Genomic DNA, 18,474 nt, shown 5'->3' on the forward strand with positions numbered 1-18,474 from the left:
CTGATCGCTGCAGACAGTCTGAAAGCCCCGTGACTTGATCGTGTTTGTCCTGTTTGCGATCAAGCTTCTCGCTGCTGCTCTGGTTGTTTCAGCCCTCGCTGTGCTCAGTCCTGCTCTAGTTCAGAAAAAGATTCCCAAGGCACAAGGCCACAACCAATGCCCCCTGGGTTACGTCAACACTCTGGGCACCACCTGTACCTCACCGATCTGTTACAAGATGATGCCCACCAATGGTGAAGCCTGCCCCTCCGGCTGGATGAATGTTGGTGCTGGCTACTGCCGCAAGGAGTAATCAGTTCTTTGATTCAGGCCTCAGGCCACTCCAGCGCTCAAGGGTGTTGATCGATTGAACGCCCTCCAGCCGCGTTGATCCGGGCCTTGTCCATGTAGGGATGGATCGAACGTTTTCATCCCTGCATTGGCTGAGCTGGTCGGGATATTTGTCGGGCAAACCGCATTCCACGTAGTTCAGGCTGCGACCGGCCTGTTTGCCGAAGAGTTTCATCTGCTCTTTGCAGGCGGGGCACCAATGGGCCCCAAAAAACTTGGCGCCAACTGTGTTGAGTTGGTCGGCCAACTTGATCGTTTGTGCTGTGGATTCCGTTACGGGTTCAGGGATGGGTTGGTTCCAGGGTTTTGCAGCTGCTGCAGTGCACGTTGTCCCCGTCATCGCTGCCATCACGATCAGAAGCCTGATGCACTCGGGTTGGGTTACAGGTGCCATGCAGCGCGGGGTGGATTCTTGAAAATTTATTCGGATCAGATCGATTTCCCTGATCCGTTGGCGCGTCACCGGCTCATCTCGAGCATGCGCTGCATGGGTTTCATGGCCTTCAGGCGCATCGATTCATTCATCTCGATCGCAGGCGTGAGGGTCTCAAGGCATGCCTTCAATTTCTTCAGGGTGTTGAGCCGCATGTAGGGGCAGGCATTGCAGCTGCATCCATCGACCCCTGGCACGTCAAGCAGAGTTTTCTCAGGGACCCGTTGCTGCATCTGGTGCAGGATCCCTGGTTCCGTCAGAACGATGAAGCTGTTGCAGGGGCTCTGTTCGGCGTAATTCAACAGCTTGCTGGTGGACCCAATGAAATCCGCCAGGTCAAGCAGGTTTTGCTGGCATTCGGGGTGGGCGATGACTTCCGCTGAGGGATGTTCGTGCTTAAGGGCCAGCACGGCTTCTTCGCTGAAGGTCTCATGAACGATGCAGCGTCCCGGCCAGAGGGTTAGCTCGCGACCGCTCTGTTGTTGAACCCAGCGCCCCAGGTTTTGATCGGGGGCGAACAGAACGGGCTGATCGGCAGGCAGTTGGTTCACCAGATCAACGGCATTGCTGCTGGTGCAGATCAGATCGCTCTGCGCCTTCACCGCTGCTGTGCAGTTTATGTAACTCACCACGAAGTGGTCGGGGTGTTTTGCACGAAAGCGGGCGAACTCATCGGCGGGACAGTCGTCCGCAAGGGAGCACCCAGCCTCTAAATCTGGCAGCACCACGGTCTTTTCCGGGCTGAGGATCTTGGCGGTCTCTGCCATGAAGTGCACGCCGCAGAACACGATCACGTCTGCATCGGTGCTGGCGGCCTGGCGCGACAACTCAAGGGAGTCACCAACGAAGTCGGCAATGTCCTGTATTTCCGGTTCCTGGTAGTAGTGCGCCAGGATCACGGCGTTGCGGTCCTGGCGAAGCCGGTTGATCGCCGCAACAAGGGCGGTGTCAGCGCTCATCAGGACCGATTCGGGCAGGATGGATACAGCCTAGGCATTCGCTCTGAAGCACCTGCGTCTCGCCATTGCCGGTGATCTGCACGGCGCCTGGGGCGACGCTGATGAACAGCTGCTGCAGCAGCTCAAGCCCGATGCTGTTCTCTTCGTTGGTGATCTCGCTGATGGGGATCTGCGGCTGACGCGCCGGATCACGCGGCTTCCCTTTCCCGTAGCCGTGATCCTGGGGAACCACGACCGCGGACGGGATCGCAGTGGCCGCATCCTTGAGCAACAACTTGCTCTGCTCGGCGATTTGCACTGTGCCTGGCGCTCGATCCAATGGCCCGAGCTCCCATTGACGGTTGTGGGTGCGCGTCCCTGCAGTGCAGGTGGAGGTTTTGACCTGTCGAATGCAGTGGAGGCGGTGTACGGCCCGGTGTCGCTCGAGGCTTCAGCCGAGCGGATCGTGCAGGCCGCAGCTGATGTTCCCGCTGATCAACCCTTGATCGTGATGGCCCACTGTGGACCCTCTGGGTTGGGATCCGATGCTGCCAGTCCTTGCGGGCGCGATTGGAAGACACCGGAGGTGGACTGGGGAGATCAGGATCTGGCCCTCGCCTTGGATCGCATGGCCAAGGGCCGACCTGCCGATCTGGTGATCTTTGGCCACATGCACCATGCCCTCAAGCGCGGCTCCGGTTTCCGCCAGAATTTGTTGCGTCATCGCCACGGAACCGCGCTGATCAACGCCGCCTGTGTGCCGCGTTCCGGGGTTGATGGGCAAGGGCGGACGCTGTTGCACCTTTCCTGGGCTGAATTCCAGGGTTCCCGTCTCGCTTTGCTCGCCCATCGCTGGTACACCCCCGATGCTGAGTTGATCCATCAGGAGCTGTTGCCGATGGATGCTCCGCTGCCGTGCTGATCTATCTCTGCAGCAGCAGCCATGGCTACGGCCATGCCGCCCGCGATGCTGCAGTGATGCAGCGCCTGCGCCGCCTACGTCCTGAGTGGACCTTGGTGATGAGCTCGGGTCTGCCCTCCCCTGTGCTGACGCTGCTGTTGGGCGATACAGCAATTCAGCAACGGATCTGTCAATGGGATGTGGGCATGGTGCAGGCCGATGCGCTTGGTGTGGATTGCGCCGCCACCCTCAGCGCCTTGGATCAGCTGGAGCAACGGCTGCCGCACCTGATCGAGGCTGAGATCAACTGGCTGGCGTCCCAGGGGCAGCCGGTTTTGATCGTCGGGGACATTCCTCCGGCCGCGGCCGCCTTGGCCCAGCGCCTCGATGCACCTTTGGTTTGGATGAGCAATTTCGGTTGGGATGACATTTATGGCCCCTTGGGGGCTGCCTTCCAACGCTGGGCTGACGCTGCCACTGAGTCCTACCGCTGCGGTGATCTGCTGCTGCGCTGTCCGTTTGATCTGGCGATGAATTGGGGGTTGCCTGAACGGAGGCTCGGTTTGGTCTGCGCCAGCCCGCGGTCCGTCCCGGCGGATCTTGAGGTTTTCCTTGATGCCCAGGACGCTCCCCTTGTGTTGGTGGGTTTTGGAGGCCTGGGCTTGTCCCTTTCGCGGGATCTGTTTCAGATCTGGCCCAACCACCATTTCCTGCTTCCGGCTTCAGCAGATGCCTTGCAAGCGCATAAGTTGGCGGCGCTCCCCAACCTCACGCTTCTGCCGGATGAGCTGCGTCCCGTTGATGTGCTCGGCCGTTGCTCCCGTTTTATTGGCAAGCCCGGTTTCAGCAGCTTCTGTGAGGCGATGGCCCAAGGGGTTGGGATGCACGTGGTGGAGCGCAGCGAATTCGCTGAAGCTTCGGCGTTGATGGCTGGTCTGCGTCGCCACGGTCAGCACCGTTGCCTCAGCCGTCAGGAGCTGGATGCTGGGGCATGGCAGCTGGACCAGCCGTTGATGGCGCCAAGTGACGCCCCTCTTTCTTCATCAGGGGCCTCAGAAGCCGCGCAAGCACTGGTGAACTGGGTGGAAGATCACTTGTAATTTTTGGTATTTATCAACACCTTTTTGAGCTGATTTGCTTCCACGTTGATGTCTTGGCCGATTACTTCACTGGCATATATACCTATTGCTTTAAACCTTTGGTTCGAGAAGGTGCATCCGGTGGATTTGTTTCCGCTTGAGCATTTCATCCGCTTCTGATCTGCTCTTCGCCCTTTCTCGGGCTTGTTCTTTGAACGCTCTTAATGGCTATCTCTACATTCCTCGGTCGTCAGACGCTCTCAGCGGCCGTGATCGTCGGAGTGTTGCCTGTTCTTATTTCCCCTCTGCCCGCTCAGGCGAGCCTGCTGCCCCCCTCCTCGCGGGCACAGTTAATTCATACCTCTGATATTCAGCCCAGCCGGGCAATTCCCTACGTGATCACGCCCGAACGTCGGGCGATGCTCAACACGATCCGCTTCGCTGAAGGCACCTGGAAAGGTGGCCTGGATGTGGGCTATCGAGTGATGTTCGGAGGTGGCTTGATGCCTTCCTTTGCCCGTCATCCCAACCGGGTGATCTACAGCTCCCGCTACGCCAGTGCAGCTGCCGGGGCCTACCAGTTCATGCCCTTCACCTGGAACCTGGTTCAGCGAAGCATTGGAGTGCGCGGTTTCGGGCCTGAAGCTCAGGACCAGGGTGCTTTGTTCCTGATTCAGCGGCGCAAAGCCCTGTCTCTGACCGATACCGGTGTTCTCAGCCCCGTTCTCGCCGCCATGCTGGCTCCCGAGTGGGCCTCATTCCCCACCCTTGCCGGTCGCAGCTACTACGGCCAGCCCGTCAAGAAATACGCGCGCCTTCGCTCGTTTTACGACGTGAATCTTGCTGAGTTGCGTCGACTGCGTGACGTCAAGCGACAAGCCTTGGTGGCGCCTCCGCCGGCTCTGTGCACCGGGTCGCGCATCGATTGCGCCACCCGGCTCTGAGAAGCCTCGAGAATTTTTAAGTCCCTCTGCCTTCGGCGTCGTTCTGCAGCTTTTGCCCGACGGTGGCCTGGGCAATCAGATAGGCAGCAATGCCCCCGGCGAGGAATCCAACCCCATTGCGCAGCAGGGGCATCACGTCTGAGGTGCGCGTCACCACGGGAGCGACGCCAAAGACGCCAAACAGCATCACCCACAGCGGTGAAAGCAGCAGCAACCAGGCCCAGGCGATGGTTTCGCCCTCCTTCCGGGGGTAGGCGGCAAAGCCAGCAATCAAGCCGCCAAAGATCGAGGTGGTCAGCGTCCACAGCCACTGTTCCTGGGGAAGACCAGGCACCACCTGACAGCCACCCCGGTCCAGACAGATCTCCACGGCATTGAGGGCATCCAGCACGGCTCCGTCTTCGCCGTGGTCTTTCACGTAGTACTGGTTGCCGTAGCGGGTCTGCAGCTCCACCCAGTAGGTGCGCGGCATCATCGCGAAGTAGGCATCGCCAACGTTGAAGTTCAGCAGGTTCCCGCCACGGGGGTCGGCCACCAGCAGCAGGCTGCTTTCATCCAGCCCCCAGAACTCGCGTATGGCCAGGCCTGGTGTGCGCTCGTACTGGGTTAACACCCGCATTTTCCAGCCGGTGCGTTCCTCCACATCCGCGAGAGATGCCTCCAGCTGAGCCCGTTGGGTGTCGCTGAACACCTTGGCGAGGTCGATCACCGGGGTGGGGTGATCCGGCAGCAGCTCTGGGTTGTCGTAGGCCTCAGCCGGGGTCACCAGAACACCCAGGCTGACCAGAGTCACGACGACAAGGCTCCACAGATGTCGGATGTGATGTGTTCCCATGGAACTGCTGCAGCGACCGGCATTCTCTCCAATGAAACCGATGGCTGCGTCCTCTCCTGACTGGTTGGCAACGCATCTGCATCAAGCAGGGGGTGCCGTTCCGTTTTCCCGGTTCATGGATCTGGCTCTGAATGAGCCGGAGCATGGTTATTACGGTTCAGGCCGCGCACGCATCGGCGCCCAGGGTGATTTCGTCACATCTCCCTCTATGGGCAGTGACTTTGCAGCCCTGCTGGCGCCCCAACTTCTGGCCTGGCTGGCTGCGGTTCCCCGGACGGATTCTGCTCAACGCCTGTCGATCGTGGAAATCGGCCCTGGTGAAGGTCATCTGGCCCTGGATCTCGTCGCTGCGTTGCGTGGTGCGGCTCCAGAGCTGCTGGGCCAGATCGAGTTGGTGTTGGTGGAGGCCAATCCCGGCATGCGGCGGCGACAACAGGCCCTGCTGCAAGAAGTGGATGATCTGCCGCTGCGTTGGTGTTCCCTGGACGAGTTGCGCCGCGATCCGGTTCATGGGGTCGTGATCGCCCATGAGTTGCTGGATGCCCTCCCGGTGGAGCGATTGATCTGGCGGGAGGGAGCCCTCCATCAGCAGTGGGTGGAGCTTGATCCAAACGGTGGCCTGCTCTCGACGCATCGCCCTTTACCGGATGGGTTGCACAAGGAGATCAAGCGTGTTTGCAGCCAAACCGGCATTCAGTTGCCGCCCCCCGATGCCGAAGAGGGGTGGACCACGGAGTGGAGTAGCGCACTGCCCGACTGGTTCGCTGCTGCTGCGGCTGCCGTGGATGCGGGCGTCCTGCTGGTGATTGATTACGCCCTGGAGGCCCAGCGTTATTACGCGGCCCGCCGCTCCGACGGCACCTTGATGGCTGTTTGTGCTCAGCAGGCGGGGCTGTCGCCCTTCGATCAGCCCGGCGAGCAGGACCTCACGGCACACCTCTGCATCGAGGTTGTGCATGAGGCGGCCCAGCGCAATGGCTGGCTGGTGGGTGATCAGGCCAAGCAGGGCGAAGCACTTCTCGCCTTGGGGCTTGCACAGCGTCTGTATGGGCTGCAGCAGCTGCCGGGCCAACACCTGGCGGAGGCCCTGCAACGCCGCGAAGCTCTGCTTCGGCTTGTGGACCCTGCGGGTTTGGGTGCGTTCCGCTGGCTCACCTATGGGCGCGGATTGCCTGGAGGCGGCTTCAGCCTTTCAGGCGCTCCAGGCAGTTCAGAATCTCGACGCGACTGACGTCATCGCGAATTTCAACGGATCCGATGCCGGTGGGCATCACGAAGCGCAGGCGACCGTCGCGCACCTTTTTATCGCCCTGCACGCTGTCGAGAACCGCATCTGCGGAGAGATCGGGCCAGGCGGTGGGTAGTCCGGCGCTTTCGATCAGCAGACGTTGCCGCTCGGCGGCGTCGCGACTCCAGCTTCCTCGCAGCACGGCGAGTTCGCCCACCGCCACCATGCCAATGGCGACTGCCTCACCATGCAGCCAGGTGCCATAGCCGCAGAGGGTCTCGACCACGTGGCCGAAGGTATGGCCATAGTTGAGGATCGCTCTTAAGCCACCTTCCTTTTCATCGGCGGCCACCACCCGGGCCTTGGCCGCGGCCGATCGCTGCAGGATCAAGCTCAGGCGTTCTGCTCCAAGTCCAGCGGGGGTGCTTGGGTCGACGCAGGCCTCCAGTTCTTCGAACAGCGAGGTGTCGCCGAGGATTCCATATTTGATCACCTCCGCCATGCCGGCTCGGAACTCGCGCTTGGGAAGGGTGTTCAGGGTGGAAGGATCGATCAGCACCAGGCGCGGCTGGTGAAAGGCGCCGATCAGGTTTTTGCCGCGGGGATGGTTGACCCCGGTCTTGCCACCGATGGACGCATCCACCATGGCCAGAAGCGTTGTGGGCACTTGTACCACCTGGATGCCGCGCAGCCAGGTGGCTGCTGCAAAACCCGTCATGTCCCCGACTACGCCGCCGCCGAGGGCTACCATCAAGGAGCTGCGTTCGAGCTTGGCGTTGTAGGCCGCATCGTGGATCTCAGCCACCGTGACGGGCGTCTTCTGGTGTTCGCCGGCGTCAATCACCAGCAGCTCAACGCTGAAACCTGCCTCCTTGAGGCTGCTCAGACAGGCATCGCCATAGGGGCTGGCGACATCCGGATTGCTGACCACCAGGACACGCCGACCAGCCTGCACACCGGCGTCCAGCATCTGCTGACCAAGTCTGGCCAGGCCGCCGGCTCCAATCACCACCTCGTACGGATTGCGCTCCAGCGCAACGCGGATGTGATGCAACGGGGTGATTGTGGTCATGAAACCGTTGGAACCCACCTACTCTCGCAACAGTGTCGCTGGTCCTGTGCGCGAGAGATCAGTGCGCAACTCCCTTTCGGCCTGGGCATTCCTGCTCCCGGCGGTGGTGCTGATCAGTTTGTCGGTGCTGGTGCCGGCCTTGATGGCCCTGGTGATGAGCTTCACCTCCACCGGGCTTGATGTCAGTGAACCCCTGCGTTTTGTGGGTTTGGCCAACCTGGAGCGCTTGCTGTCCGATCCGATGGCGCGGCAGGTGTTGGTCACCACCTTCTTTTATCTGATCGGTGTGGTGCCTCCCATCGTTTTCGGAGCGCTGGCGCTGTCGGTGTTGGTGAACCAGGGATTGCCCGGTCGTTCTTTGCTGCGGGGCGCTATCTACACCCCCGTATTGGTGTCGATCGTTGTTGCAGCGATCGCCTTTCGCTGGCTGTATGCCGAGAACGGACTGATCAATGGATGGTTGAGCGCTCTGCTCGGCGATGCCTTCAGCCCGATTGGTTTTCTCACCACGCCGCAGCTGGCCCTGCCTTCCGTGATGTTGGTGACCCTCTGGAAAGGTCTTGGTTATTACATGGTGATTTTTCTGGCGGGTCTGCAGGGCATTCCCCAGGAGCTCTATGAGGCAGCGGAGCTGGATGGCAGCGAGGGATGGAGAAAGCATCTCGACATCACTCTGCCCTTGATGAGTCCCTACGTGACCCTGGTCGCAGTGGTGTCGTCGATTGCGGCCACGAAGGTGTTCGAGGAGGTGTTTCTGATGACCCAGGGAGGTCCTGCAGATGCCACGCGAACCATCGTTTATTACGTGTACGACCAGGCCTTTGCTGAGTTGGAGATTAGCTACGCCTGCACCCTGGGCCTAGCGCTGTTTCTGTTGGTGTTGCTGTTCACCATGATTCGGTTGGTCTTTGCCGGCGATCGGCCGCTGATCTGACGCTGTCATCGACCCTGCAAAGTGGCAAGCTGCGGACATCAGCTCGGGCACGATGATCGGCGTTGTGGGAGGTGGTCAGCTGGCACGGATGCTTGTGCAGGCCGCTGCGCAACGTGAAGTTCCGATCGCCGTTCAAACGTCCAATGCAGCGGATCCCGCCGCTGGCTTGGCCTCGCGTCTCATTGCAGCGGATCCGAGGGATGTGGCTGGAACCCGGGAGCTGGTGGTGGGCTGTGATGGCATCACCTTCGAGAACGAGTGGGTCAACATCGATGCCCTTCTGCCGCTGGAGCAGCAGGGGGTTCGTTTCCGGCCGTCTTTGGCCGCGCTCTCGCCCCTGGTCGACAAACTCTCTCAACGTCAGCTCTTGGATGACCTAGCGATTCCCAGCCCGCCTTGGTGTCCGCTGAGCCTGATTTCGCCCGCTCAACCGGCACTTCCACAGGGCTGGACCTTCCCCGTGATGGCCAAAGCATCCCGCGGGGGATATGACGGCAAGGGCACGTTGGTTTTGCGCGACATCGATGCCCTGGCGCAGTTGTTGCGCGCCGTTCCGGCCGACGATTGGTTGCTGGAATCATGGGTGGACTACGAGCTGGAGTTGGCTCTGGTGGTCAGCCGTGATCAGCGCGGCCGGATCCGTCATTTCCCCTTAGTTCAGACCCACCAGCACCAGCAGGTTTGTGACTGGGTTCTGGCACCGGCACCGGTGGAACCCTCGGTAGCAGCCCTGGCCTACAACGTGGCGGCATCGCTGATGACGAAGCTTGGCTACGTGGGGGTGTTGGCTTTGGAGTTTTTCTACGGGCCAGCCGGCCTGCAGGTGAATGAGATTGCCCCACGCACTCACAATTCCGGGCATTTCTCGATCGAGGCGTGCACCAGCAGTCAGTTTGATCAGCAGCTCTGCATTGCAGCCGGGCTACCTGTGCCAGATCCCGAGCTCAATAGCCGCGGTGCCCTGATGGTCAACCTGCTCGGTCTCGATACGGAGCGCCATGCTCCTTTGGATCAGCGGCTTCAGGCTCTAGAGGACATGCCGGGGCTTCACCTGCACTGGTATGGCAAGTCACCGGAAACACTGGGGCGCAAGTTGGGGCACGTGACGCTGCTGCTCGAGAGCGACACGGTCTTGAATCGGCGCGATGAGGCCGAGTCAGCGCTTGCCGCCATTCGCCGGATCTGGCCGCTCGAAAGCGAGAGTCAGGACTAGGGTTGTAAGTGAACTGCTGTGTTGGTGACGGCCTTTTTCTAGTGTTCTGATCTGACTCTCTTTCGACTTGGGGAGACTGTCGTGACGGTGACGTAAACCGGCCATGCAGCCGGAAACGAAACCCCACTTTGTCGCCCCTTCTGGTTCTTCCAGGTCGACCACTGGGGCTCGCACGGCATGGTGGTTCACCCTCTTCAAATCATTGCTTGGTCGATGCCTGGCTCTGACATAAGCATCAGCAAATCAATTTGCTTGGGTGTTGCTCTGGATACGTCCAAAATTTGAACTTTCCAGGTTAGTATTCAAATTCTTTTCGGTTCTTACCTGGAAGAAATTTAACTTCGGTTAATGGGCTAAACTCCTCATCAACCAAGACTCGATCACAAAAAATATAAGGAAGAATGAACCAATGCCGATCACTAGGATTTTGCCGTTCATTCTGAAAATTTTGCTTTGCAGAATTTTAGATTCGTTTTGTCCGGATTGGGGTAGATCGGATTTGTGGTGCTAGTTCTTGGAGTGGTTGAACTCTTGAAGCGCGTATTGGGCGAGGCATTTGTTTTTATTAGTGTCGCTCAGCGCAATGGTTGTCACGCTTGGATTCCAGTTTCGGCGATTGATCAATTCATTGAATTCGGTCAAAGCGTCTTCGAGATCGTCGAAGCTTCCTATGATCTCCGTTGTTAGTTGCCCTTCTTTGACGGTAATTTCCAGGGGCATCGTTCGGTCGCTTGAGCGAACAAAGGCTACCGCTCAACCGTTGTGTAGTCGATGATGCTTACTACTGTGTGAACAAAGCTTGTCAGTGCTTTGGTTGTCTTTAGCTTTGGGTCCCTTGCTGTATCGCGATGCGTGATCCTCGCCTGGATGAGCTAATTCAAATGGAAACCTGGGATTGGTGGAAAGCTCAAGTTTTTTATTTGCGTGAAAAGAAAGATTATGCTGATGCGGAGGCTCTTTTTATGGAATTCAAGATTCCTCCATCTGACGCCAGTAATTGATGTCGTTGTTGTTGATCATTGTGAACTGAGTTTTAGTGGATTTATTGTTGTTTAGGCTCGTTTTTTGTCGCTTGATATTTCAACGTTCAATATTTGGCTTCGTTGCTCTCACCTTTTTTCGGGCTACTAGCAGGCGGATTGCTTGTTGATTTTTCGGCACCCCGCCGTTGACGCTGCCTTCTTTCTGCCGGATGACGCTGAAGTCGCATGCCGGGCCATCCTTCCCCAATGTTTCCGACGATCCGACTGGGCTGATCTCTGTGCCAGTGAACTCAGCGTTGCTGTTGGTCATCCTGAGGCTTGTCGTGATGCAGGATTCCAGTAAGGCCAATCCCCTCAGGGGCGGTGATGCAGAACCGCCTGTTCCAGGTCGGGCCGACTCATCGATGTCACCACAAAGACCTCTTGGACTGAAGTGCCTTTGCGAGCCACCAGCTTGTAACCCCCATGGATCGGTGTGGACACTCGCAGGCGTAGTTCGGGACTGCGGCCACGCACGCGGCTGATCACGGCAGGGGTGATCGTCTGGATACTCGTTTCATGGGACAAGGCCTTAAGCCACGGGATTAAGCCATCCACGTAGGTGCTGTGGGTGATAACTACCCGGCCCAAAGCTGAACGAAAACCCGAGAACTGGTGAAAGTTAGCGACTTTGGCTATGCCAGAGAGAGCGCTCTGGGGCTGTGATGCTGAAATCAGTTGACGCTCTCCACCACGCGATCAGCGGACCGCTGGAGGATGCATGTGGACCCCATGCCCGCATGCTTACCGCTGAGGTGCACGGAACGGAGGTTCGCGGCCTGGCCTTGTGCCCTGGCCGCGTTGTGCGTTTCGTGATGGACGAGCAGCTGCAGCGTCTGCAGGTGGCTGATCTGCTGCGACTCACCAAAGCAAGCCGTAAGCCGGCGGCCTGACTTAGCAGCGTTCCAGAGGGGCCATTGTTAACCCTTCGGCCTGGAGCTGCTGGTGATACAGCTCGGCCTGCTCCAGGGGCCCGCACCAGACTTCAGCCGAACCCTGCCCATCAATTTTGTTGGCGAGGTTCCAGGCGTTGTCTTCGCTCATTCCGGGAATGATCTTGCGAAGGCAATCGACCACGTGCTGGAACGTGTTCTCGTCGTCGTCCAAAACGATCACGCGAGCCTGGGGGTAACGCTGAGTAGTTTCCTGACGCTCCAGTACTGCTGATGAACCGGGGCTTGAGCTGGTCATGACAGTTGCCTCCGGACGGACGAAAAGGTGCCGAATCCTAGGTAGGATCTCAACATTCAAGCGGTCAAGCGCATGTTGTTCACTCTGGGTTGGGCGTCCTTGGCCGCCATGTTCAGTTTCTCCATCGCCATGGTGGTCTGGGGACGCAACGGTGACGGCACCCTGAATTTCTGATCGAATCTGTGCTTCAAGACGCACCACTTCTCACCCAGGCCCTGGCGGTCACGGCAGCAGTGCTTCTCGTCTTCGTCAGCGTTGCAGTGATTTATCTCTCAACGATCGAATGGAGAGACCGTCGACGCCGTTAAGGTTCAGATAAATCCTCCCTTTGATTGCGTCTACCCGACGCGAACTTCAAAATCATCTCTGCACAACCCTTCTTCTGGGGTTGTGCTTTTTTTTGCCCGCCCTGCGTTTCGGCACGTCCAGCCTGTTGACGCCTTCTCTGAATCGCCGTGGAACAGCAGAACTGTTTGAGCTCAGTCGGCGGGCTCGCTTGGTTCAGAGTTTTGAGGCTGATGCCTCCAGGTCGGTGCCGAAGGTCTGGCAGAAGAGGCTGGGTCCTTCTGCAGCCCCTGATCGCTGGGTCCGGCATTGCCGCGGGATCTGGTGGCTGATCTGGTGGAGGACGGGGACCCCCTTCTGGCTCATCGGTCCGCTTCGAATTCGTCTTCCCTGGATCTGCTGTTCGCTGAAGCATTACATCGAAGCAGTTTTGATCAACTCCAATCGCTTCAGCGAAGGCAGCCTTCGGCCTTGGAGCAGAGCTGCTTGCAGCGGTTGACCAGCGGAACAGCCGTTTTGTGGCAACCGTCAGGTCTGGCCTCGATCAGTGGTCCCCTTTTTCCTGCCTTGGCGAGCGTGTCCCATAGCAGTTTGCGTGTTGCTCTGCAGGGCGACCGTCTGATGGCTGAAGGACCGGTAGCGTCCAGCCCCTTTGCGTCTATGCAGGCTGGCCAGGCGAAAGATCAAACCAATTTCGTCCGCTTTGATCCAGCGTCGGCCGATGTGGAGCTCAACAGTGTTGCTCTGCAGCCTTTGCTGGGATCCGTTTTCAACAATCCACTGATCGCAGAACAACTCAACAGCAGCTACAGACTTCCGCAGGAGTTGCGTGATGTTTTGCTCGCCGCGCCTGTCGTTGTGCGGGTGGACGCGCTCGAGGCTGGCCGCTTCCAGGCCTCTATTCAAGCCAGGTTGATGATTGCTGCTGATCAAATCGACTGGATCAAGCGAAGTCTTGATGCCATTGCGACTGCCTTGTCGAAGCACGTTTCTATTGGAGCAACGCCCCCTGTTGTCTCCGGATGGTCGACCCTCAAACCGTGTCGCCGAAGTTCGGCTCGATTCCGAGGGGAACCCCCAAGGTGGATGGTCGCTGACCTCTGGAACGCAGGATCGGGTGGAGCTGCTGCTTGCTTTGGGGGACGTCCGGACCATCGGCCCCTCACCGATGAAAAGGGTGGGAAAACAGCGACTTCGCCTTCGAGGGAGACAGGATCAATTGGTTCGGCTGGGTTGGCTTGGTCCGGGCTGGCCTGGGTGATTGGCAACGCATCTCCACTCGACCTTCAGATGACAGCACTGCCGATGCAGAAACAGACCGGACGGCTTCGCCTTCAGTTGGAGGTGCCTTGAGCCTGCTCTGCCAAACGGCGCTCCTTCTTGCGCTTTTCAGCGGCGATCGTTTCATTCACCAGTTCAACGGCCTGATCCATCCGTTCGCTATTGGAGCTAAACAGCGTTAAATCTTTCTCGACGCGATCGCTGGGCAAACCCAGGCTTTCGGCGAGTTCCTTGCTCTGATTGAGGATGGCCTCAGTTTCCGAGCCACTGGCATCCGCGGCGGCCGCCTTGAGAAGGTTCATCAGTCCCACGGCCATCAAACGTGAGTAGTGGCTGCCATCTTTGAGACTGTGGGACGACAGCCAACTCTTCAGGCTTTCGAGATCCTTGCCTTTGGCTTGTTCGACCAGCGAAGCGTTGCTCTTGCGCAGCTTTGCTGCATCGAAGCCATTGCTGCTGCAGAGGGCACTGAACAGTGCGTCTGTCTGTGCTTCTGGCCGGTAGCCCTTGGTGAAGGTGTCAAACACGCTGCAAAGCCCGACGCTGAAGAGTTCGTTGGCTTCGAATCGACTTTGATGGCTCAGCAAATGCAGCTCCACCAGCAGCTCGTCAGCAAGGCGGCGGTACAGCGGCGCAATGACGTGGGGGAAAGCCTGATGAAACGCTCGTTTGCTGTCGGCGATGGTCTGACTTGCGGCCAACGTGCAGTCCCAGAATGAATGGCTGAAACCCTAGCGCCGCAGACATCGCCGTTAGGATTACTTGACCCCGCTCATGCTCAGATGATCCCCATTGTGATTGAGGAGTCCGGCCGGGGAGAAAGGGCCTTTGACATTTATTCCCGGCTTCTGCGCGAGCGAATCATCTTCCTTGGTGAGGCTGTTACCAGTGACTCTGCCAACCGGATCGTGGCCCAGATGTTGTTCCTCGAAGCTGAGGATCCCGAGAAAGATATCTACCTCTACATCAACTCGCCCGGCGGTTCGGTCTACGACGGCCTCGGCATCTTCGACACGATGCAGCACATCAAACCGGATGTGCACACGGTGTGTGTAGGTCTGGCCGCGAGCATGGGTGCCTTCCTTCTTTGCGCCGGCACCAAGGGAAAGCGCAGCAGCCTGCAGCACTCCCGGATCATGATTCACCAGCCTTTGGGCGGTGCCCAGGGGCAAGCCAGTGATATCCGCATTCAGGCGGATGAAATCCTCTTCTTGAAGGATCGCCTCAACAAGGAGCTGGCTGATCGGACCGGGCAACCTCTGGATCGCATCCAACAGGATACTGACCGTGACTTCTTCATGTCACCTACCGAAGCAGTGAACTATGGGTTGATTGATTCGGTGATCGACAAGCGTCCCGTTCAGGCTGTCGCTTGAAGAAGCGGGAAGCTAAAAACATCCGCCCCAGCAAGATCTGTCCAGTCTGCGATCGTCCGTTTGAGTGGCGTAAAGCTTGGAGAAATTGCTGGGATGATGTTATCTATTGCTCCGAACGTTGCCGTCGACGAAAGAGTAAATCCAATCCATAAAAAAGCCCCCGCCTGAATAAGACGGGGGCTTTTTGTTGCTGAACTGAAGATCAGTCCAGGGTGACGACTGTGCGGTCTTTTTCAGGAACAGCGGTGAATTCAGCCACAACGGCCTTGAACTCATCACCATTCATGGTTTCTTTCTCGATCAACAATTCAACCAGGCGATCCATAGCTTCGCGATTGGCGGCCACGATCTCCACAGTTTCGTCGTAACAACGTTTCACCATATTGCGCACTTGGATATCGATTTGTTGGGAGATCGATTCCGACACTTCACTGCGGGACATCAAGTCGCGACCCAGGAACACTTCCTGGCTTCCGCCTTCGAGAGCAACAGGGCCGAGATCACTCATGCCGAGCCGAGTAACCATGTTTCGTGCCATCGAAGCAACTTGCTGGATGTCGCCACCGGCTCCGGTGGTGACTTCCTGATGACCGAACACAACATCTTCTGCGGCACGTCCACCGAGTGCTCCCATGATGCGCGCTTTGAGCTGGGCGCGGGTTACCAGAGTCTGCTCTTCGTCGGGGGAGAACCAAGTAAGGCCTTGGGCCTGACCACGAGGAACCAAGGTGACCTTCTGAACAGGATCGTGGTCCTTAACAAGGGTCCCGATCAGGGCATGACCCACTTCGTGGTACGCGATTAAACGCTTGCTGCGCCCGTCGGTGAGAGGACGGCCTTCCATGCCGGCAATGATGCGATCGACAGCGTCATCGATCTCGCTCAGACCAATTGCTTCCTTGCGGCGACGAGCGGTGAGGATGGCCGCCTCGTTCATCAGGTTGGCCAGATCAGCACCAGTGAAGCCAGGGGTGCGGCGGGCGATGCTTTCGAGGGACAGCTCGTCTTCGAGCTTCTTGTTGCGGCAGTGCACATCCAGGATGGCGAGGCGGCCCTTGATGTCTGGGGCATCCACGGTGACCTGACGGTCGAAACGACCGGGACGCATCAGGGCTGAGTCCAGAACGTCAGGCCGGTTAGTAGCGGCAATGATGATGATGCCGCTGTTGCCCTCGAAGCCATCCATCTCCGTTAGGAGCTGGTTCAGCGTCTGTTCGCGTTCGTCGTTGCCTCCACCGATGCCGGCACCACGCTGGCGGCCAACGGCATCAATTTCGTCGATGAAGATCAGACAGGGGCTGTTCTCTTTGGCCTTTTTGAACAGGTCGCGGACGCGACTGGCACCCACGCCAACGAACATCTCGACGAACTCAGAGCCAGATAGGGAGAAGAAGGGAACGCCCGCTTCACCTGCAATGGCCTTGGCAAGAAGAGTTTTTCCGGTTCCGGGAGGACCAACCAGCAGGAGGCCGCGGGGAATCTGAGCACCCACGGAGGTGAACCGCTCGGGCTGCTTCAGGAAGGTGACCACTTCCTGCAATTCCTGCTTGGCTTCAGTGACACCAGCCACGTCATCAAACATGACGCCGGTTTCCGCTTCCATCATGAAGCGAGCTTTGCTTTTGCCGAATTGCATGGCCTGACCAGGACCGCCAGGCATGTTGCTGTTGCGGCGCGCCAGGAAGATCAAGGCACCGATCAGCAGCAGCGGGAACGCCAGATTGCCCAGCACGCCGAGGGCTGGAGGCGCTGTGCGGGGGGGATGAATATCAAAGCTGATGCCTTCAGTCTTCAGGGTATTGATCAGCTCAGGGGCGAGACCGGGCAGATCAACACGCAGCCGCTGAACACGGTTGTCGAGATCAGGATCGACGGCTTCGATCACGGCGTTGCGGCCACCGTCGTAAATATCAACGGCTGTGACGCGACCGGCTTCGACATAGTCAAGGAAGCGTCCATAGCTCATGCGGGCCACCGCAGCATTGCGGGGGGCGACGGTGGTGCCATTGCTGTCTTGGCTGAGGCCATTCATGCCTCCGTTGCTCACCACCTGCCAGCCGATCAGCAACACGACGCCGATTGGCAACAGCCAGAGGGCAAGAAGGCGCCAGCGCTGATTCATGAGCTGAGGAAATTCGTGAACTAGTGTAAAGGAGTCGGTCTGATTTCTGAGGCCTTGATCAAAGGCTTCTCAGGGCAACAATTGGGTCAAGTCTTGCTGCTCGACGGGCGGGTACGACACCGAAGAACAGTCCGATCGATCCCGAGAGTCCAACGGTGACCATCACCGTCGTGGCGCCGATCGCTGCCGGGAGAGGCGTGACCGCCGCCACGAGGCTGACGGTTCCAAGCCCCACCAACGTGCCGATGGCGCCGCCCAGGCTGGCAAGCACCAGGGATTCCACAAGAAATTGCTGCAGTACATCAGTGCTGCGAGCCCCCAGTGCTTTGCGCAGGCCGATCTCTTCGGTTCGTTCGCTGACGGACACCAGCATGATGTTCATGATCCCGATGCCGCCCACTAGCAGGGAGATCCCTCCGATGGCTCCGAGCATCAAGGTGAGTCCTCCGGTGATGGTGCCCACGATGGTGAGGGCATCCTTCTGGGACCGCACCGCGAAATCGTCATCCCGGAGAATTCGGTGCCGCTGCCTAAGCAGGTTGCTGACCTGAAAGCTCGCTGCATTGGTGCTCTGCTCATCCTTTGCTTCAACACTGATGAAGGTGAGGCTGACGCCGTAAATCGGATCCCTTCCGGTGATCCGATTCACCATCGTTGAGAGCGGGATGTAGGCGTTTTCGTCCTGGTTGCTGCCGAATACGGCCCCTTTGGGGGCCATCACACCAACCACCTCGAAGCCTTGATTGCCGATGCGTACTTGCCGGCCAATCGCTGGGCCAGTGGGAAACAACTTGGTGCGCAGATCAGAGCCGAGCACAGCAATGGCCCGTGCACCGGCTTCGTCCTGGGCGCTGATGAAACGGCCTTTGGCCACTTCAAAGCTGCGCACCGGAACGAACTCAGGTGTCACGCCATAGACGGCGCTGGTGGAACTACGTGCACCCGCTTGCACCACCTGGTTGCTGTTGATCTGAGGGGCGACGCGCTTGACGCTGGGAACCTGGGTGGCGATCGCTTCGGCGTCCTCCAGCACGAGGGTCTTGGGTCGCGTTGCTCCCTGGCGACGGGTGTTGTTGTTGCCCGGAACCACGAACAGCACGTTGGCGCCAAGGTTGGTCAGCTGCTCCTCCGCCAACCCCTGAGCACCACGACCAACTCCGACCAGGGTGATCACAGAAGCGTTGCCGATCACGATGCCCACCATCGTCAGCAGGCTGCGCAGGCGGTTGCTTCGCAAGGTGGACAGTGCCATCCGCACCGTTTCCGTTGCGGGCATGCGCCGGTTCATGG

At 58.8% G+C, this 18,474-nt stretch carries 26 protein-coding genes and 1 other RNA gene; 16 read left to right on the plus strand and 11 right to left on the minus strand.

What is annotated here, in order from left to right; translation table 11 throughout:
* The first annotated feature begins 58 nt into the window (after positions 1–58).
* Positions 59–292, plus strand: coding sequence for a hypothetical protein (locus tag FZX09_RS02350; protein WP_226400338.1), 234 nt, complete (start codon positions 59–61; stop codon positions 290–292).
* Here the strand turns inward: FZX09_RS02350 and FZX09_RS02355 are convergent, their stop codons facing one another.
* Together FZX09_RS02355 and nadA are read right to left on the minus strand one after the other, a co-directional pair.
* Positions 293–724 (minus strand): thioredoxin family protein, encoded by a 432-nt coding sequence (locus FZX09_RS02355; protein WP_226399645.1) that lies wholly within the window; start codon positions 722–724, stop codon positions 293–295.
* Between the two features lie 65 nt (positions 725–789).
* Positions 790–1,722, minus strand: a complete 933-nt coding sequence (gene nadA / locus FZX09_RS02360) for a quinolinate synthase NadA (protein ID WP_226399647.1) — start codon at positions 1,720–1,722, stop codon at positions 790–792.
* A gap of 52 nt (positions 1,723–1,774) precedes the next feature.
* Between nadA and FZX09_RS02365 the strand changes: the two genes are divergently transcribed.
* From FZX09_RS02365 to FZX09_RS02375, 3 genes are all read left to right on the plus strand, one after another.
* Positions 1,775–2,623 carry a TIGR04168 family protein gene (locus tag FZX09_RS02365; RefSeq protein WP_226400339.1) on the plus strand — a complete coding sequence of 283 codons (849 nt, stop codon included), beginning with the start codon at positions 1,775–1,777 and terminating at the stop codon, positions 2,621–2,623.
* Positions 2,617–3,702, plus strand: a complete 1,086-nt coding sequence (locus FZX09_RS02370; RefSeq protein ID WP_226399649.1) for a hypothetical protein — start codon at positions 2,617–2,619, stop codon at positions 3,700–3,702. Before FZX09_RS02365 ends, FZX09_RS02370 begins: the two co-directional genes overlap by 7 nt.
* Before the next feature lie 203 nt (positions 3,703–3,905).
* The gene (locus FZX09_RS02375; protein WP_226399651.1) at positions 3,906–4,625 is read left to right on the plus strand and encodes a glycoside hydrolase family 104 protein; all 720 of its coding nucleotides are present in this window, start codon (positions 3,906–3,908) and stop codon (positions 4,623–4,625) included.
* A 16-nt stretch (positions 4,626–4,641) separates the two neighbouring features.
* Here the strand turns inward: FZX09_RS02375 and FZX09_RS02380 are convergent, their stop codons facing one another.
* A complete protein-coding gene (locus FZX09_RS02380; protein WP_226399653.1) occupies positions 4,642–5,460 on the minus strand; it encodes a TPM domain-containing protein in 819 nt (272 codons plus the stop codon).
* Positions 5,461–5,500: 40 nt separating this feature from the next.
* On the opposite strand from FZX09_RS02380, the gene FZX09_RS02385 reads away from it, so the two are divergent.
* Positions 5,501–6,691, plus strand: coding sequence for a class I SAM-dependent methyltransferase (locus FZX09_RS02385; RefSeq protein ID WP_226399655.1), 1,191 nt, complete (start codon positions 5,501–5,503; stop codon positions 6,689–6,691).
* On the opposite strand, the gene aroB is transcribed toward FZX09_RS02385, so the two are convergent.
* Positions 6,645–7,760 (minus strand): 3-dehydroquinate synthase, encoded by a 1,116-nt coding sequence (gene aroB, locus FZX09_RS02390; protein WP_226399657.1) that lies wholly within the window; start codon positions 7,758–7,760, stop codon positions 6,645–6,647. The two genes, FZX09_RS02385 and aroB, sit on opposite strands and share 47 nt — an antisense overlap.
* A 61-nt stretch (positions 7,761–7,821) precedes the next feature.
* Here aroB and FZX09_RS02395 point away from each other — a divergent pair, with 61 nt between their 5' ends.
* The 3 genes from FZX09_RS02395 (at position 7,822) to ssrS (ending at position 10,098) form a co-directional block, all read left to right on the plus strand.
* Positions 7,822–8,694: a carbohydrate ABC transporter permease gene (locus tag FZX09_RS02395; RefSeq protein WP_370624178.1), complete on the plus strand. Its 873-nt coding sequence runs from the start codon at positions 7,822–7,824 to the stop codon at positions 8,692–8,694.
* A gap of 52 nt (positions 8,695–8,746) precedes the next feature.
* Complete coding sequence (locus FZX09_RS02400; protein ID WP_226399660.1) at positions 8,747–9,907, plus strand: 5-(carboxyamino)imidazole ribonucleotide synthase; 1,161 nt, start codon at positions 8,747–8,749, stop codon at positions 9,905–9,907.
* Positions 9,908–9,914: 7 nt separating this feature from the next.
* Positions 9,915–10,098, plus strand: a non-coding RNA gene (gene ssrS / locus FZX09_RS02405) — 6S RNA.
* 316 nt (positions 10,099–10,414) lie between these two features.
* On the opposite strand, the gene FZX09_RS02410 is transcribed toward ssrS, so the two are convergent.
* Positions 10,415–10,627: a hypothetical protein gene (locus FZX09_RS02410; protein WP_226399662.1), complete on the minus strand. Its 213-nt coding sequence runs from the start codon at positions 10,625–10,627 to the stop codon at positions 10,415–10,417.
* A gap of 128 nt (positions 10,628–10,755) precedes the next feature.
* Here FZX09_RS02410 and FZX09_RS02415 point away from each other — a divergent pair, with 128 nt between their 5' ends.
* A complete protein-coding gene (locus tag FZX09_RS02415) occupies positions 10,756–10,908 on the plus strand; it encodes a hypothetical protein (protein ID WP_226399664.1) in 153 nt (50 codons plus the stop codon).
* 79 nt (positions 10,909–10,987) lie between these two features.
* Here the strand turns inward: FZX09_RS02415 and FZX09_RS02420 are convergent, their stop codons facing one another.
* Positions 10,988–11,200 carry a hypothetical protein gene (locus tag FZX09_RS02420; protein WP_226399666.1) on the minus strand — a complete coding sequence of 71 codons (213 nt, stop codon included), beginning with the start codon at positions 11,198–11,200 and terminating at the stop codon, positions 10,988–10,990.
* A gap of 44 nt (positions 11,201–11,244) precedes the next feature.
* The gene (locus tag FZX09_RS02425; RefSeq protein ID WP_226399668.1) at positions 11,245–11,520 is read right to left on the minus strand and encodes a DUF2103 domain-containing protein; all 276 of its coding nucleotides are present in this window, start codon (positions 11,518–11,520) and stop codon (positions 11,245–11,247) included.
* A 74-nt stretch (positions 11,521–11,594) separates the two neighbouring features.
* Between FZX09_RS02425 and FZX09_RS02430 the strand changes: the two genes are divergently transcribed.
* Positions 11,595–11,822, plus strand: coding sequence for a hypothetical protein (locus FZX09_RS02430; RefSeq protein ID WP_226399670.1), 228 nt, complete (start codon positions 11,595–11,597; stop codon positions 11,820–11,822).
* A 1-nt stretch (position 11,823) separates the two neighbouring features.
* Here the strand turns inward: FZX09_RS02430 and clpS are convergent, their stop codons facing one another.
* Entirely contained in the window at positions 11,824–12,120 is a 297-nt protein-coding gene (clpS, locus tag FZX09_RS02435) for an ATP-dependent Clp protease adapter ClpS (protein WP_226399672.1), read from the minus strand.
* Between the two features lie 72 nt (positions 12,121–12,192).
* Here clpS and petN point away from each other — a divergent pair, with 72 nt between their 5' ends.
* The 4 genes from petN (at position 12,193) to FZX09_RS02450 (ending at position 13,758) form a co-directional block, all read left to right on the plus strand.
* Complete coding sequence (gene petN / locus FZX09_RS02440) at positions 12,193–12,294, plus strand: cytochrome b6-f complex subunit PetN (protein ID WP_011364412.1); 102 nt, start codon at positions 12,193–12,195, stop codon at positions 12,292–12,294.
* 8 nt (positions 12,295–12,302) lie between these two features.
* Positions 12,303–12,428 carry a hypothetical protein gene (locus FZX09_RS11885; protein ID WP_255599580.1) on the plus strand — a complete coding sequence of 42 codons (126 nt, stop codon included), beginning with the start codon at positions 12,303–12,305 and terminating at the stop codon, positions 12,426–12,428.
* A gap of 125 nt (positions 12,429–12,553) precedes the next feature.
* Positions 12,554–12,904 (plus strand): hypothetical protein, encoded by a 351-nt coding sequence (locus FZX09_RS02445; RefSeq protein ID WP_226399674.1) that lies wholly within the window; start codon positions 12,554–12,556, stop codon positions 12,902–12,904.
* Complete coding sequence (locus FZX09_RS02450; RefSeq protein ID WP_226399676.1) at positions 12,901–13,758, plus strand: hypothetical protein; 858 nt, start codon at positions 12,901–12,903, stop codon at positions 13,756–13,758. Before FZX09_RS02445 ends, FZX09_RS02450 begins: the two co-directional genes overlap by 4 nt.
* Here FZX09_RS02450 and psb29 read toward each other — a convergent pair.
* Positions 13,740–14,387 carry a photosystem II biogenesis protein Psp29 gene (gene psb29, locus FZX09_RS02455; RefSeq protein WP_226399678.1) on the minus strand — a complete coding sequence of 216 codons (648 nt, stop codon included), beginning with the start codon at positions 14,385–14,387 and terminating at the stop codon, positions 13,740–13,742. The two genes, FZX09_RS02450 and psb29, sit on opposite strands and share 19 nt — an antisense overlap.
* Positions 14,388–14,468: 81 nt before the next feature.
* On the opposite strand from psb29, the gene clpP reads away from it, so the two are divergent.
* Both clpP and FZX09_RS02465 read left to right on the plus strand, forming a co-directional pair.
* Entirely contained in the window at positions 14,469–15,062 is a 594-nt protein-coding gene (clpP, locus tag FZX09_RS02460) for an ATP-dependent Clp endopeptidase proteolytic subunit ClpP (protein ID WP_226399680.1), read from the plus strand.
* Positions 15,059–15,214 (plus strand): DUF2256 domain-containing protein, encoded by a 156-nt coding sequence (locus FZX09_RS02465; RefSeq protein ID WP_226399682.1) that lies wholly within the window; start codon positions 15,059–15,061, stop codon positions 15,212–15,214. The genes clpP and FZX09_RS02465 overlap by 4 nt, the downstream gene beginning before the upstream one ends.
* 50 nt (positions 15,215–15,264) lie before the next feature.
* On the opposite strand, the gene ftsH is transcribed toward FZX09_RS02465, so the two are convergent.
* On the minus strand, positions 15,265–17,184 hold the full coding sequence (ftsH, locus tag FZX09_RS02470; protein ID WP_226399684.1) for an ATP-dependent zinc metalloprotease FtsH: 1,920 nt from the start codon (positions 17,182–17,184) through the stop codon (positions 15,265–15,267).
* 58 nt (positions 17,185–17,242) lie between these two features.
* Positions 17,243–18,472 (minus strand): ABC transporter permease, encoded by a 1,230-nt coding sequence (locus tag FZX09_RS02475; RefSeq protein WP_226399686.1) that lies wholly within the window; start codon positions 18,470–18,472, stop codon positions 17,243–17,245.
* Positions 18,473–18,474: the final 2 nt, after the last annotated feature.

It is taken from the genome of Synechococcus sp. MU1643 (assembly GCF_020514095.1).
Classification (GTDB): Bacteria; Cyanobacteriota; Cyanobacteriia; order PCC-6307; family Cyanobiaceae; genus Parasynechococcus.

Coding starts and splice junctions, on each gene's coding strand:
- FZX09_RS02355 (WP_226399645.1), bottom strand. CDS start 724: ATGGCACCTGTAACCCAACCCGAGTGCATCAGGCTTCTGATCGTGATG.
- nadA (WP_226399647.1), bottom strand. CDS start 1,722: ATGAGCGCTGACACCGCCCTTGTTGCGGCGATCAACCGGCTTCGCCAG.
- FZX09_RS02375 (WP_226399651.1), top strand. CDS start 3,906: ATGGCTATCTCTACATTCCTCGGTCGTCAGACGCTCTCAGCGGCCGTG.
- FZX09_RS02380 (WP_226399653.1), bottom strand. CDS start 5,460: ATGGGAACACATCACATCCGACATCTGTGGAGCCTTGTCGTCGTGACT.
- FZX09_RS02385 (WP_226399655.1), top strand. CDS start 5,501: ATGGCTGCGTCCTCTCCTGACTGGTTGGCAACGCATCTGCATCAAGCA.
- aroB (WP_226399657.1), bottom strand. CDS start 7,760: ATGACCACAATCACCCCGTTGCATCACATCCGCGTTGCGCTGGAGCGC.
- FZX09_RS02400 (WP_226399660.1), top strand. CDS start 8,747: ATGATCGGCGTTGTGGGAGGTGGTCAGCTGGCACGGATGCTTGTGCAG.
- FZX09_RS02410 (WP_226399662.1), bottom strand. CDS start 10,627: ATGCCCCTGGAAATTACCGTCAAAGAAGGGCAACTAACAACGGAGATC.
- FZX09_RS02415 (WP_226399664.1), top strand. CDS start 10,756: ATGCGTGATCCTCGCCTGGATGAGCTAATTCAAATGGAAACCTGGGAT.
- FZX09_RS02420 (WP_226399666.1), bottom strand. CDS start 11,200: ATGACCAACAGCAACGCTGAGTTCACTGGCACAGAGATCAGCCCAGTC.
- FZX09_RS02430 (WP_226399670.1), top strand. CDS start 11,595: ATGCTGAAATCAGTTGACGCTCTCCACCACGCGATCAGCGGACCGCTG.
- clpS (WP_226399672.1), bottom strand. CDS start 12,120: ATGACCAGCTCAAGCCCCGGTTCATCAGCAGTACTGGAGCGTCAGGAA.
- petN (WP_011364412.1), top strand. CDS start 12,193: ATGTTGTTCACTCTGGGTTGGGCGTCCTTGGCCGCCATGTTCAGTTTC.
- clpP (WP_226399680.1), top strand. CDS start 14,469: ATGATCCCCATTGTGATTGAGGAGTCCGGCCGGGGAGAAAGGGCCTTT.
- ftsH (WP_226399684.1), bottom strand. CDS start 17,184: ATGAATCAGCGCTGGCGCCTTCTTGCCCTCTGGCTGTTGCCAATCGGC.
- FZX09_RS02475 (WP_226399686.1), bottom strand. CDS start 18,472: ATGAACCGGCGCATGCCCGCAACGGAAACGGTGCGGATGGCACTGTCC.